Source organism: Guptibacillus algicola, from assembly GCF_020171805.1.
GTDB classification, from domain to species: domain Bacteria; phylum Bacillota; class Bacilli; order Bacillales; family Guptibacillaceae; genus Guptibacillus; species Guptibacillus algicola.
This window is the reverse complement of the sequence record NZ_JAIVAF010000001.1, coordinates 730,051-743,575: the sequence shown is the minus strand read 5'-3', so window position 1 is coordinate 743,575 and position 13,525 is coordinate 730,051. Positions and strand designations below refer to the sequence as shown.

14 protein-coding genes and 1 other annotated feature are annotated in these 13,525 nt (G+C 40.7%); of the genes, 9 read left to right on the top strand and 5 right to left on the bottom strand.

The window, feature by feature from the left end; all coding sequences use genetic code 11:
* Positions 1 to 5 precede the first annotated feature (5 nt).
* Together LCM09_RS03960 and LCM09_RS03955 are read left to right on the top strand one after the other, a co-directional pair.
* Entirely contained in the window at positions 6 to 1,076 is a 1,071-nt protein-coding gene (locus LCM09_RS03960; RefSeq protein WP_224878817.1) for a tetraprenyl-beta-curcumene synthase family protein, read from the top strand.
* Between the two features lie 66 nt (positions 1,077 to 1,142).
* Positions 1,143 to 1,442, top strand: a complete 300-nt coding sequence (locus tag LCM09_RS03955; RefSeq protein WP_224878816.1) for a hypothetical protein — start codon at positions 1,143 to 1,145, stop codon at positions 1,440 to 1,442.
* A gap of 332 nt (positions 1,443 to 1,774) precedes the next feature.
* On the opposite strand, the gene mnmM is transcribed toward LCM09_RS03955, so the two are convergent.
* Together mnmM and mnmL are read right to left on the bottom strand one after the other, a co-directional pair.
* The gene (mnmM, locus tag LCM09_RS03950; protein ID WP_224878815.1) at positions 1,775 to 2,347 is read right to left on the bottom strand and encodes a tRNA 5-(aminomethyl)-2-thiouridylate-methyltransferase MnmM; all 573 of its coding nucleotides are present in this window, start codon (positions 2,345 to 2,347) and stop codon (positions 1,775 to 1,777) included.
* Complete coding sequence (mnmL, locus tag LCM09_RS03945) at positions 2,344 to 3,306, bottom strand: tRNA modification radical SAM protein MnmL/YtqA (RefSeq protein ID WP_224878814.1); 963 nt, start codon at positions 3,304 to 3,306, stop codon at positions 2,344 to 2,346. Before mnmL ends, mnmM begins: the two co-directional genes overlap by 4 nt.
* 151 nt (positions 3,307 to 3,457) lie before the next feature.
* Between mnmL and LCM09_RS03940 the strand changes: the two genes are divergently transcribed.
* The 6 genes from LCM09_RS03940 (at position 3,458) to LCM09_RS03915 (ending at position 9,566) form a co-directional block, all read left to right on the top strand.
* Positions 3,458 to 3,670, top strand: a complete 213-nt coding sequence (locus tag LCM09_RS03940; RefSeq protein ID WP_224878813.1) for a hypothetical protein — start codon at positions 3,458 to 3,460, stop codon at positions 3,668 to 3,670.
* A 158-nt stretch (positions 3,671 to 3,828) separates the two neighbouring features.
* Positions 3,829 to 4,059 (top strand) — a binding site (T-box leader).
* A gap of 58 nt (positions 4,060 to 4,117) precedes the next feature.
* Positions 4,118 to 6,532 carry a leucine--tRNA ligase gene (leuS, locus tag LCM09_RS03935; RefSeq protein ID WP_224878812.1) on the top strand — a complete coding sequence of 805 codons (2,415 nt, stop codon included), beginning with the start codon at positions 4,118 to 4,120 and terminating at the stop codon, positions 6,530 to 6,532.
* Positions 6,533 to 6,774: 242 nt separating this feature from the next.
* Positions 6,775 to 7,083 (top strand): rhodanese-like domain-containing protein, encoded by a 309-nt coding sequence (locus LCM09_RS03930; protein WP_224878811.1) that lies wholly within the window; start codon positions 6,775 to 6,777, stop codon positions 7,081 to 7,083.
* A 27-nt stretch (positions 7,084 to 7,110) separates the two neighbouring features.
* Entirely contained in the window at positions 7,111 to 7,455 is a 345-nt protein-coding gene (locus LCM09_RS03925) for a rhodanese-like domain-containing protein (protein WP_224878810.1), read from the top strand.
* 161 nt (positions 7,456 to 7,616) lie between these two features.
* Complete coding sequence (locus LCM09_RS20875; RefSeq protein WP_318246484.1) at positions 7,617 to 8,222, top strand: lytic transglycosylase domain-containing protein; 606 nt, start codon at positions 7,617 to 7,619, stop codon at positions 8,220 to 8,222.
* Positions 8,223 to 8,345: 123 nt separating this feature from the next.
* Positions 8,346 to 9,566: a DEAD/DEAH box helicase gene (locus tag LCM09_RS03915; protein ID WP_224878809.1), complete on the top strand. Its 1,221-nt coding sequence runs from the start codon at positions 8,346 to 8,348 to the stop codon at positions 9,564 to 9,566.
* 39 nt (positions 9,567 to 9,605) lie between these two features.
* Here LCM09_RS03915 and LCM09_RS03910 read toward each other — a convergent pair whose 3' ends face one another.
* The gene (locus LCM09_RS03910) at positions 9,606 to 10,862 is read right to left on the bottom strand and encodes a BaiN/RdsA family NAD(P)/FAD-dependent oxidoreductase (RefSeq protein ID WP_224878808.1); all 1,257 of its coding nucleotides are present in this window, start codon (positions 10,860 to 10,862) and stop codon (positions 9,606 to 9,608) included.
* Between the two features lie 196 nt (positions 10,863 to 11,058).
* Between LCM09_RS03910 and LCM09_RS03905 the strand changes: the two genes are divergently transcribed.
* Positions 11,059 to 12,696, top strand: a complete 1,638-nt coding sequence (locus tag LCM09_RS03905) for a putative polysaccharide biosynthesis protein (RefSeq protein ID WP_224878807.1) — start codon at positions 11,059 to 11,061, stop codon at positions 12,694 to 12,696.
* Positions 12,697 to 12,748: 52 nt separating this feature from the next.
* Here the strand turns inward: LCM09_RS03905 and LCM09_RS03900 are convergent, their stop codons facing one another.
* A complete protein-coding gene (locus LCM09_RS03900; RefSeq protein ID WP_224878806.1) occupies positions 12,749 to 13,009 on the bottom strand; it encodes a hypothetical protein in 261 nt (86 codons plus the stop codon).
* A gap of 76 nt (positions 13,010 to 13,085) precedes the next feature.
* On the bottom strand, positions 13,086 to 13,511 hold the full coding sequence (locus tag LCM09_RS03895) for a DUF6884 domain-containing protein (RefSeq protein WP_224878805.1): 426 nt from the start codon (positions 13,509 to 13,511) through the stop codon (positions 13,086 to 13,088).
* Between the last annotated feature and the right edge of the window lie 14 nt (positions 13,512 to 13,525).

Below are 13,525 nucleotides of genomic sequence, written 5' to 3'. Positions count from 1 at the left end.
GTTTATTGAATGTACCTACTCAACCCTGGACGTTAATGTTTAACATTTACAAACGCGTGTTGCCAAGAGTTCACAAAGAGCTTTATAAGTGGAAAGAACTTGCTGAGGATATCCCTGATAAAGAACTACGAACTCAAGCTATAGCGAGTATTGAGTCAAAGACATTTCATTGTGAAGGTGGGGCAATCTATGGATTGCTCGCAGGAGATAACATCGATAAATCGATTGAATTCATAGCCGCCTATCAGACGATTAGCGATTATCTTGATAATCTTTGCGATAGGAGTACTTCGCTTAATCCAGAAGATTTCAGTGCTCTGCATGAATCGATGTGCGATGCTTTATCACCACACGTAGAGCTCACCTCTAATTATTATCGCTATCGAGAAGAACAAAACGATGGTGGTTATCTTCAAGCTCTAGTGAAAACATGTCAGGGTGTAGTAAGAGAGCTCCCAAACCTTGAGGAAGTTCAACCAGCGCTGCTTGAACTCTGTAGGTACTATTGTGACCTGCAAATACATAAGCATGTTGTGGAAGAAGAACGAGTACCAAGATTAGAAAAATGGTTTAATTCAAATAAGGATCAACTCCCTGATATGTCATGGCATGAGTTCTCGGCATGTGCTGGCTCTACGCTCGGCATCTTTTGCCTTATCTCCTATTCTCTAGGAGGAGTGATTCCGAGCGGGAGTACGGATGTTATCAAAAAAGGATATTTTCCATGGGTTCAAGGTCTTCATATCATGCTCGACTATTTCATCGATCAGGAAGAAGATCGAATTGGCGGGGATTTGAACTTTTGTTTTTATTACAGAGATAATGAAGAGCTTGCAGAACGAGTTGGACATTTTATTAAAGAGGCAGATAAAAGTGTAAAGAACCTTCCACATTCAAATTTTCATCGTTTGATCAATAAAGGTCTCCTTGGGATTTATCTTGCTGATAAGAAGGTCATGAAGCAGAAGAATGTACGGTCCCTTGCGCGAAAAATCATACAGCAAGGTGGAAAATCCAGCATGTTCTTCTATTTTAACGGTTGGGTATACAGAAGACTTCATAAGGGTTCTCAATAAAAAGGTATAAAAACCGTCTCTTCGTGAGAAAAGTAACCTATAGAAACTTGAAAGGGGACTTAGACCATGAAGAAGCGGTATTATGTAGCTGTAGGTTCAGGGGAAATCCTGGAAGATCAAGGCGCTTCAAGCTATAATTTTGAAATAGATGCAGATGAAGAAGATGTATTTCATTTAAGTGAATTATTCGATTTGATCGATACAGATAGTCGACTATCACTATATCGATCACACGTACCTACAAATTATCATGAAGATAAGAATAACCATGACTATGATGATCACCTTCAACAAATCTACCGAATGATTCATCAGCTTGGGACAGAGCGAACAAGAGAGCATATCGAATCGATGGGAATATTATAAAACATAAGGACGGCGAAATTCGCCGTCCTTATGTTTGTAGAGAAACCCTGATAATTATTCGTCTTATTTCGTAGGAAATTGTACTAAATCTAGACAAAACATTTTTATTTCTTTAGCATGTATAGTTTTTAGTTAGGTTTAATTTTATGTTGTAAATATCCTCACAATAACGTTGATTGGAGCGGAAGGAGGTTCGACTCCTGCGGGATGAGAAGGCTCACCGCCCGCCCCGCGGAAAGCGAGCCTCCTGAATCGGAAATCCCATCTTATTCACAACCTGAACTAATGTTATCAATAGATGGATTTCGTAACTTTATTCACACTTGCCGACCTTATGTTTTGCTAATTGCAAGTATATATGGTGGGTTGTTCTTTTGGTTGATAAATCCATATCTTAGTACTTGAAAATTTCGTTGATCCAAACTTGAAGTGAATTCGGTTACTGCTTCGCTTTCTTTCTTACCTTCAGGGTGTCCAGAGTAAACGACGAGAATCAGAATTCCACCTGGTCTTAACAACTCTAATAGTGATTTAACAGCATCGAGCGTATCGTTAGGTGTCGTGACGATTGACTTATCTCCACCAGGAAGGTAGCCGAGATTAAAGATCGCAGCAGAAACATTCCCCTTATCTTCCTCATCTATTATGTTCGCTACATCAGCATGACTACTGTGTATCAAGTGTACTTGTGAACGTTGACCTGCTTGTTCGAGGCGTGCCTCTGTAGCTTGGAGTGCTTCTCGTTGAATGTCAAATCCGTATACTTTACCTGTTTCACCTACTTGTTCAGCCAGGTAAAGCGTATCATGTCCATTGCCGCATGTTCCGTCTATTGCTATGCTCCCCCTTTCTAAAACTGAAACTAACAACGTTCTCGAAAAGGGTAGAATCCTCTGTAGTGTCATGTAGTCACCTTTCCTGTTTCATATTTCCCTTGCCACGTATCTCTACGGACCATTTCGTCTTTTATCGCATTTAAAACGCCAAACTTATTTGTACTCCACATCGGGCCAATCAATAGTTCAGCTGGACCATCACCCGTGATTCTGTGAATGACCATGTTGGGAGGTATGACTTCCAACTGATCGACTACTAAATTGACATACGTATCGCGGTCGAGAAAGTCAAGCATCCCTTTTTCATACTGCTTCACCATCGCGGTATTGCGAAGGAGATGTAATAAATGAATTTTGATTCCTTGTACATCTAATTTTGACACTGCTTTTGCCGTTTCCATCATCATCTCAGGTGTCTCCCTTGGTAAACCATTGATGATATGAGAAACAACGTTGATATTATGCTTTCTTAGCTTTTCAACGCCCTCTACATAGCAATCATAATCATGAGCTCTATTGATCAATTCACCAGTATGATCATGAACGGTTTGTAATCCTAATTCAACCATTAGGAATGTTCGCTCGTTTAGTTCTGCTAAATATTCCACAACGTCATCCGGGAGGCAGTCTGGTCTGGTTGCGATCGAAAGTCCAACAACATCGTCCTGTTGTAAAATCATTTCATATTTATCACGAAGTTCATCAACAGGTGCATATGTATTCGTGAATGCTTGGAAATATCCAAGGTACTTGGCATCTTTCCATTTCTTTGCGCGCGTTCGATCTTTGATGGTGTTGAATTGTGTGATGAGATCATCTTGTCGGTCGCCTGCAAAATCACCAGATCCACTCACGCTGCAAAACGTACAGCCTCCGTGTGCAACTTTTCCATCGCGGTTTGGACAATCGAATCCTCCATCGAGAGGCACCTTAAAAACCTTATGACCGAACGTTTCTCGTAAGTAATGATTAAAGGAATAGTAGCGCATATCCGTTCCAAAGTGAGCGGGGAAGGCATTTGATTTCATAGATAGTGTGACTCCTCTCACGAGCTTTGCTCGTCCCTAAATAATAATCAAATTCTATCACTTTCGTAAGTTATCTCCAACTTCCTTTAAATGTTTGGGATTATTTAGGTTGTGGTAAAGGAGACTATAGCCAAAATGAAGAGGTGATCGTATGAAAGATAATGAAAAGCGTCATAAAAAAGGGCAAACGAACAATCCCGAACAGCTTCCTGATAAAGAACGTAATCAGCTTGACGAAGATATATCAGAGATGAACGTGGACCCTATTCCTCTTGAAGACTTGAAAGAAGAACAACGAGAAGAGAAAAATAAACCAAAATCAAAAGATGACTCTGCTAGCCAAAAGAAATATAGAGAAGGATAACGCGCCCATTTGGGTGCGTTTTTTTTGAATCGTAAATAATAGATACTGTTATTGCAATATGTGATAGTATAAATTTAATAGATGACGTCTAAGATGATAATGTTCTTGACAATTTTCTGAAGTATTCATACAATACAAATTATATACTAAGATTGACCTAAACGATTATGATGAGGAATAGTAATAAAGCTTCTATTCGTAGAGAGTTAACGGGTGGTGAAAGTTAACATAGAAACTTTATGAACTCGCCTTTGAATCGGAATCCTGAATTAGAGTAAGGTGCCCCGTCCGCCTGCGTTAAAGGCCTAAAGTGAGTGCAGTTATAGCACTAATCCGGGTGGTACCGCGGGTGATTGTGAATGTTAGATTCTCAACCTCTCGTCCCTGTTTATAGACAGGGATGGGAGGTTTTTTTATTTTAGTGATAGTTGGAAGGAGAGAGCAGCATTGTCTTTTGATCACAAAACGATAGAAAAGAAATGGCAACAATATTGGGAACAAAACAAAACGTTTAAAACAGCTGACGAAACAGAGGGAGAGAAGGTTTACTTCCTTGATATGTTTCCATATCCATCAGGAGCAGGGCTACATGTTGGCCATCCAGAGGGCTACACAGCTACAGACATTCTGTCCCGAATGAAACGAATGCAAGGCTATAACGTTCTGCATCCGATCGGTTGGGATGCATTTGGTCTTCCTGCAGAGCAATACGCACTTGATACGGGGAATAACCCTCGTGAGTTTACACAGCAAAATATTAATACGTTCCGTCGCCAAATTAAGGAACTTGGTTTCTCTTATGATTGGGACCGAGAAGTAAATACGACAGATCCTAATTACTATAAGTGGACGCAGTGGATTTTCACTAAGCTTTATGAAAAAGGACTTGCTTATGTCGATGAAGTCGCAGTGAACTGGTGTCCAGCACTAGGTACTGTTCTTGCGAACGAAGAAGTCATCGATGGTAAAAGTGAGAGAGGCGGACACCCAGTTGTACGCAAGCCTATGAAACAGTGGGTGCTTAAAATTACAGAATACGCTGATCGTTTGCTTGAAGACCTAGAAGAATTAGACTGGTCTGACAGCATTAAAGAGATGCAGCGTAATTGGATTGGAAAATCTGAAGGTGCAGAAGTAACGTTTGACATCGACGGACATGATGCATCGATCGATGTCTTTACGACACGTCCTGATACGCTATTTGGAGCGACGTATATGGTTCTTGCTCCAGAGCATCCGCTTGTTGATGTGATTTCTACTGATGAAGAATCTTCAAAGGTTACAGAGTACCGCTCTAGTGTGCAAACAAAGAGTGATCTTGAGAGGACGGAACTTTCAAAAGAGAAGACAGGCGTCTTCACAGGGGCTTATGCGATCAATCCGATTAACAATGAAAAGCTTCCAATCTGGGTTGCTGACTACGTTCTAATGAGTTATGGGACAGGGGCGATTATGGCAGTACCTGCTCATGATGAGCGAGACTATGAGTTTGCAACAGGTTTCGATCTTCCGATAAGAGAGGTAGTTTCAGGCGGAGATATTTCGAAAGAGGCTTATACAGAAGAAGGAAAACACGTTAACTCTGATTTCCTTAATGGGCTTGATAAAGCAGAAGCGATCACTAAAAGTATCGAATGGTTAGAAGAGAAGGAAAAAGGTAAAAAGAAAACAACGTACAGACTAAGAGATTGGTTGTTCAGCCGTCAGCGTTATTGGGGTGAACCAATTCCAATCATTCATTGGGAAGACGGATCGATGAGTGCTGTTCCTGAACAGGATTTACCAGTCGTGCTTCCTGAGACAACAGAGATCAAGCCTTCTGGTACAGGAGAGTCACCACTTGCTAACATCGAGGAATGGTTGAACGTTGAAGATCCTAAAACTGGCATGAAGGGTCGTCGTGAAACGAACACAATGCCTCAGTGGGCTGGAAGCTGCTGGTATTATCTACGCTATATCGACCCGGATAACGATGAAATGTTGGCAGATCCAAAGAAGCTTGAAGACTGGCTTCCTGTTGATATGTATATCGGAGGAGCAGAGCATGCGGTATTGCATTTGCTATACGCTCGTTTCTGGCATAAAGTCCTTTATGATATTGGAGTTGTTCCAACCAAGGAACCTTTCCAGCGTCTTCGAAATCAAGGAATGATTCTTGGAGAAAACAATGAAAAGATGAGTAAATCAAAAGGTAACGTCGTAAACCCAGATGAAATTGTTGAAACGCATGGTGCCGACACACTTCGCCTTTACGAAATGTTTATGGGGCCATTTGAAGGTTCGATTGCTTGGTCTAGCAATGGACTAGATGGTGCAAGAAGATTCCTTGATCGTGTGTGGCGCTTGTTTGGAGAAGGAGACCTTTCCAACAGCGCAATAACGGAAGCTGAACCTGAAGAAGGTTTAGAACGTGTCTATCATGAAACGGTGAAGAAAGTTACAGAAGACTTCGAAGGGCTGCGCTTTAATACAGCTATCTCACAAATGATGGTATTCGTAAACGAAGCGTATAAACAAGAGTCTCTTCCAACTCACTTGATGGAAGGCTTTGTGAAGCTTCTATCTCCAGTTGCTCCTCACCTTACTGAAGAATTGTGGGAGAAGCTTGGACATACTGGAACGCTTGCATATGCAAGCTGGCCAACGTTCGATGAAAGTAAGCTAACAGTGGATGAAGTAGAAATCGTGGTACAAGTGAATGGAAAGCTACGTGCTAAGATTTCGATTCCTTCTGAAGCTTCTCGTGAAGAAATGCAAGAAATTGCGATGGGTCACGAGAAAATCAAAGAGCAAATTGAAGGGAAAACAATTCGTAAAGTGATTGCAGTTCCTGGAAAGCTTGTAAACATCGTAGCAAATTAAAATGAAAGCCAGAGATCAACTTGATCTCTGGCTTTCTTTCATGAAATCAGGCCCTGGTTAACACACTTTTTTGCCAAAGATTAATAGTATGGGTTAGACAAATCAAAGCTCATGAAGAGAATACTCTCTTCAAAAAATACATGCCAGTTTGATTTCTTGAATTAAAGATAAAAATGATGTAGGATTGTTTTGGTGAAGCAACCATATCAATGAAAACTATCGTTCAGGAAGGAGAATGTTATATGAGTAATGAAATTAAGACGATTACACCTGAAGAGGTTCAACAGCTACTAAATGAGGGGAAAAGTGTCTCACTCATCGACGTTCGTGAGGATGAAGAGGTAGCAGAAGGAAAGATCCCTGTTGCTAAACACATTCGTCTTGGTACTATTCCTGAACGACTTGAAGAAATAAATAAAGACGAAGAGCATATCATGATTTGTCGCTCAGGAAGAAGAAGCGAGCATGCATGTGAATATTTACAAGAAGCTGGCTATGAAGTGAAGAATATGGTAGGCGGTATGATGAAGTGGGAAGGTGACGTAAAGTAACCTTCCCAAGAAAAGGAGAGAATCCAGATGGAACTATGGGGTATGGCTATCGCTATGGCTGCGGCTTTAATCATTGGGTTGTGGAAAGTCGTTCATCCCTATACGTATTTAAAGCCCATTAATGTTGATCCATTCGATGATGATAAATATTGCTTGATAGATGTGAGAGATTATATTCTATCGCACAGGATGCCGTATGAGAAAGCTAAGAATATTCCGCTTTCTTATCTAGGTAGACAAACAAGGGAAAATGATGTGTGTGATAAAGAAATCGTTGTGCTTGCAGAAGACCGCAAAGCGGCAAGGATAGCTGCGAAGATATTGTTAAAACAATCAAAACAGCCCATTTATTACATGACAGTTTCATCATAGAGTAATATGCGCCTTTAGGAGAAACCTTCCTAAAGGCGCACCCTTTCATCATTAATCCCACTAAAATGATAGGATTAATAATAATTCGCAATATAAAAAAAGTCCAACCTATTAAGTGATCTTTGTTATAATAAGGAAAAAGATTACTTAGAGGTGTCGTCATGAGGGCAGAACTTATTCGCGCTATGATGGATTTACAGGCGTTGCGTCAATTTCAATCTGGAAACGGAAATTCAAATCAGCAGGTAGCCACTCCTTTTCTTAAAATGTTAGAACAGGCTATATCTTACACTTCATACGATCAGATTAATCATAATAAAAGTAATAGTACGCCTATTACACAGCAAACGCCGGTAGAGCAATTCAAACCAACAGGTCACTCAACGAAGGCATTAGAAATCGATGGATATATCGAAGAGCTTTCGGGTCGGTATCAAGTAGACCCGAAATTGGTTCATTCGATTGTTAAGCAGGAGTCCGGATACGATCCATCAGCTGTAAGCCATGCTGGGGCAGTAGGACTTATGCAACTTATGCCTGCAACGGCTAGAGGTCTTGGAGTCGAAGATCCCTTTGATGCTAAGCAAAATATCGAAGGTGGCGTAAGATACATTAAGCAAATGTTGAGTAAATATGATGGAGATACAAAGCTTGCTCTAGCGGCTTATAATGCCGGACCGGGAAATGTTGATAAGTATGGAGGTATCCCTCCATTCAAAGAAACACAAAACTACGTATCTAAAGTAATGACAAATTATTTAGCATAAAGGAAAGCTGTCTCATGCGACCGCTCTTTAGCGGTCGTGTTCGGGGCAGTTTTTTTGTTTCTAAACGAATCAAGCGAGAAATAACCAATTTTTTGTGAGATACTACATGAAGAGGTGAGCACTATGAAAGATTTTAAAGCATTAGGTTTAGATAAAAGGTTGATTGAAGCGCTTGAAGTGCAAGGAATTAAAACACCAACTGATATCCAGAATGAAACGATACCTGTTATGCTCAATGGCGAGGATGTAATGGCTCAGGCACAAACAGGAACGGGGAAGACTTTCGCTTTCTTATTACCGATTTTAGAGAAGATAGATTCTGAATCAGATCATGTACAGGCGTTGATTGTGACACCAACACGTGAACTAGCCCTTCAAATCACGACTGAATTGATGAAGCTTATAGAGGGTCGCACAGATGTGAACGTTCTTGCCGTTTACGGTGGTCAGGATGTAGACAAGCAGATCTCACGACTTAACAAACAAGTTGATATTGTGGTTGGAACGCCTGGGCGACTGCTAGACCATATTCGTAGAGAAACGATCGACCTTTCTCAAACAGATTATCTGATTCTTGATGAAGCAGATCAAATGCTTCATATCGGATTTTTAAAAGAAGTTGAGGATATCATTTACGAAACGCCGGATTCGAGACAAACCGCTCTATTTTCAGCTACGTTATCGAGTGATATTCGAAGCTTAGCAAAACGGTTTATGCGCTCTCCAAAAACGATCAAAGGAAAAGAAAAAGGAAAGACCGTAGAAGAGGTACAGCAGTACGTAATCGAGACAACAGATCGAAGAAAATTTGGCGCACTTACTGAGACGATCGATGAAGCACGTCCATTCTTAGGAATTATTTTCTGTCGTACGAAACGTAGAGTTAGTAAGCTTTATGGAGATTTGCGTTCCAAAGGGTATTTAGCGGATGAACTCCATGGTGATCTTTCTCAGGCAAAGCGTGAAGGGGTCATTAAGAAATTCCGTGAAGCTAAGATCCAGCTTCTTGTTGCAACAGATGTCGCAGCACGCGGTCTAGACATCGACGGGGTTACACATGTGTTTAATTATGACGTGCCTCAAGATGTAGAAAGCTACATTCATAGAATTGGAAGAACAGGTCGAGCAGGTGAAGGTGGAGCTGCGTATACGTTCATCGCTTCGAAAGATAAGCAAGCAGTTCCAATGATCGAGAAGGGAATTGGAAAAAGGATTGAACGCAAATCAGTCGAAAGCGCGCTTCCTTCACACGATGAATTTTCGCAAAATCGAGAGAGAAGTAATCATTCACAAGGTCGACGGAAAAACAACCGTAATGGTGGAAGAAACAGAAACCGAAGATAAGAAAAACAAGGCTATCTGCATTTGCAGATAGCCTTATTCTTATCTCTCAGCTGCACTTTTTCCTGCAGTGAACCCTGTTACGAATGCGGAGGTAATGTTATAGCCACCTGTGTAGCCATGAATATCAAGCACCTCACCACAGAAGTAAAGGCCTTGTGTGAATTTAGAAGCCATCTCTTTTGGATGGATTTCTTTAAGAGAAACACCGCCACCCGTTACAAAGGCTTTATCGATCGGAAGTGTACCATCAACAGCTACGCGAAACTGTTTTAATGAGCGAACATACTCACGCACTTTTTCTTTAGATAGGTGAGCATACGTTGTATCCGGAGAAAGCTCAGCTTTTTCTAGTAGGAACAGCATGTATCGTTCCGGAACTTTCCCTTTCCAGATATTTTTAATCGCTTTTTTGGACTCATCTTTTGCGAGCTTCATATGTTCCTGGTACAGTTCTTCTTCGTTTTGATCAGGTACTGCATCAATCTGTAGCGGAATAAATTGTGCATTGAATTTCTTAAGTGCTTTTACAACATATTGACTACAGCGTAATACTGCAGGACCAGAAAGACCGATGTGAGTGAAGATCATGTCCCAGCGGTGGGTTTTTATTACTTTGCCTTTTGGATTCAAGACAGATAATGCAACATCACGAAGAGAGAGACCTTGAAGTTCTTTGTTTTGTATGAAGGGTTCGCTCGAAGTCAGCGGCACTTCTGTAGGGTAAAGCTCTGTGATCGTGTGTCCACCTTCTTCTGCCCAAGCATAGCCATCTCCTGTTGAACCAGTATGTGGAACTGATTTACCACCTACTGCTACAATCACATTTGATGCTAGGATCTTCTCATTAGACTTTAGTAAGATCCCTTGGACTGCACCATCTTCATAAAGCACTTTCTCTACGGGGGTATTTACCTGAATTGTAACGTTAAGATCTTTCACCTTATTAAGGAGAGCGTTTACGACCGACTTTGCATCATCTGTTACTGGAAACATCCTGCCGTGGTCTTCTTCCTTTAACCTAATTCCAAGGCCTTCAAAGAACGAAATGATATCTTCGTTATTAAAAATGTTAAATGCACTATATAAGAATTTCCCATTACCAGGTATGAATTTAATCAATTCATCTAGGGGAAGCCTGTTCGTTACGTTACATCTGCCGCCACCAGAGATGGCAAGTTTTCTACCGAGTTTGTTCCCTTTATCAACGAGTAGGACAGATGCTCCATGTTCAGCAGCAGCTACAGACGCCATGAGTCCTGAAGGTCCACCGCCAATCACAACAACATCATATTTCATGCTTACACCTCTCTCATTTTGCTACAAACAAACATACCACAATTTATTTGAAATAGAAAAGTCACGAAAAACAGATAATGTTTGTTGTTCCATTATAAATAGCTTAAAATGGAGAAGTGTCTTTAATTGACTGTAGAAAAAAGGTTATTATTGACGAATTGATATAGAGTAATGGTAAGAAGTAGGAGTTGGAGAAATGTCTGATTCAAATGTGATTAGAGGGACGATGCTATTAACTGCAGCTACCCTTTTTTCTAGAATATTGGGAATGATTTATATGTTCCCTTTCACAGCCCTGGTGGGTGCTCAAGGTATAGCCTTGTATCAATATGCTTATATTCCATACACGATCATGCTTAGTTTATCTACAGTAGGAATCCCTCTTGCTGTTTCAAAATTTGTCTCAAAGTATCACACGCTTGGTGATTACCGAACCGGAAGACGGTTATTCAAGTCCGGCTTGTTACTTATGACCTTCACCGGATTCATTGCTTTTCTAATCTTGTTTTTCCTTGCTGAACCGATCGCGAAGATGTTGATTGAAGAAGGTAGTGAAGGGAATACGATCGCAGATGTCACCCTCGTTATTCGAGTAGTCAGCCTTGCGTTGTTAATCGTTCCGATCATGAGTTTAACGAGAGGGTTCTTTCAAGGATTACAATCGATGGGACCAACTGCAGTTTCTCAGGTTATCGAACAGATTTTCCGTATTGTATTTATTTTGGTTTCGAGTGTGATCATCTTGCACGTTATGGACGGAGATAAAACAACTGCAGCTACCTTTGCAACATTCGGAGCTTTTGTAGGGGCAGTTGGAGGCTTACTAGTAGTCTTCTGGTACTACCGTAAGCGGAAGCCTAACTTGGATCGAAATTTAGAAGAAAGCACGGTTGACCACAATGTTTCTTTAAGTGACATGTACAAAGAGATCGTTAGATATGCGCTTCCTTTTGTCATCGTTGGTCTTGCGATTCCGTTGTATCTACAAATCGACACGTTGTTTATAAATCCCGCTCTGCAAAGCATTGGTTATGATAAAACAACTTATGAAACTGTTTTTGCGATCATTACAGGGCTTGCTCATAAGCTGATCATGATTCCAGTTTCATTAGCAACAGCTCTTGCAATGACGATTATCCCAGCAATTACAAAATCGTTCACATCACAGAAAGAAGGCGCACTCCAGAAGCAGCTTACCCAAACGTTTCAAATGTTGTTGTTCCTAACTGCGCCTGCTGCTATTGGGCTTGCTGTACTATCTGAACCTGTGTTTCGCGTTCTTTATCCAACAGTGAACCAAGATCTAGGTAGTCATCTACTGATGTGGTATGCTCCTACGGCGATTTTGTTTGCTCTATTCTCTGTTACTGCAGCGATTTTGCAGGGTATCAATAAGCAGAAGTTTGCTGTATATAGTTTGCTTTCAGGACTTATTTTAAAAGCCGCGTTAACCTATCCTTTAGTGGTTATGTTTGAAGGAAAAGGAGCAATTATTGCTACGGATATTGGTCTTTTAACTTCTGTTCTTGTTACGATCATCATTATCAAGAAATCGACAGATTACCAGTTTGCTTTTGTATTCAGGAGAATTATGCTGATTGGAATCTTTGTAATTCTGATGGCAGTTACTGCTAAATTAGCAACATTGCCTTTAGAAAATGCAATGCCAAACCTTTATAACTCTAAAAGTGATGGTGGAAGCATGCTGTTTTCTATCATTAATTTATTGATCGGTATAGGTGTAGGTGGCGTATTATACCTATGGCTATCTTATCGTTCTAACCTAGCAGGACTTGTACTTGGAGAACGCTTCAAATTCTTAAAAAGACACTAAAAAATGAAGGCCCTAGGGCCTTCATTTTTGTGAGTTAAAGGGTTTCTTCGTTTTACTCGTGGTAGTCTGTCGCGTCGATTTCGTCTTCTCGTATTCCTAGATACCTTTCGATCCTTCGTACTCTTCTGCTTAGGCGATTTAATCTTCTTCTAATCTGGTTGAATTGTTCCTCTGTATAATTGTAGCCTGGATAACCTTGCCCGCCTCCAGGTCCACCGCCTTGTCCGCCACCAGGATATTGAGGGTATCCTCCACCTTGTGGTGGTCCACCGCCATATCCGGGATATTGTTGCCCCTGCTGTCTATAATCCAACGTAGATGACCTCCTTTATAAGACTACGAGATAGTCTATGAAGGAGCTGGGCATAGTTGCTGGGCGTTTGTCATGGTTATACAGAATTTTTTTGATACCAGTTCAATTGTTCTCCTATGCCAAGACCTTTTAGGGGGACTTCATAATTGAAGTCATACTGTTGAAGCTGAGGTTCAATATGCTTTCTATACACGGAGCCACCGTGCAAATAAACAGTAATTTTTGAAGGTGATTCATGTTCTTTAAACTCCGAGATAAGTTTTTGCGCCCATTCTTCTCGTTGATGATGCGTCAATGTTTTGATAGATAAATCATAAGGATCCATGATATCGTCTGGTAATAATAGCCCGTCTTTGGCATTATAGAAATACATTCTGTCGTAGTGATGCAATGCATACTCTAATGTTTTTTGAAATAATGGGCTTTGATAAAACTCCGTAACTGGAGCTGATTTTGTACTTTTCTTGCGTGCGGTTGCTAGAAGTCCAATTTTTTCAGTCATTCTATCACTCCAAA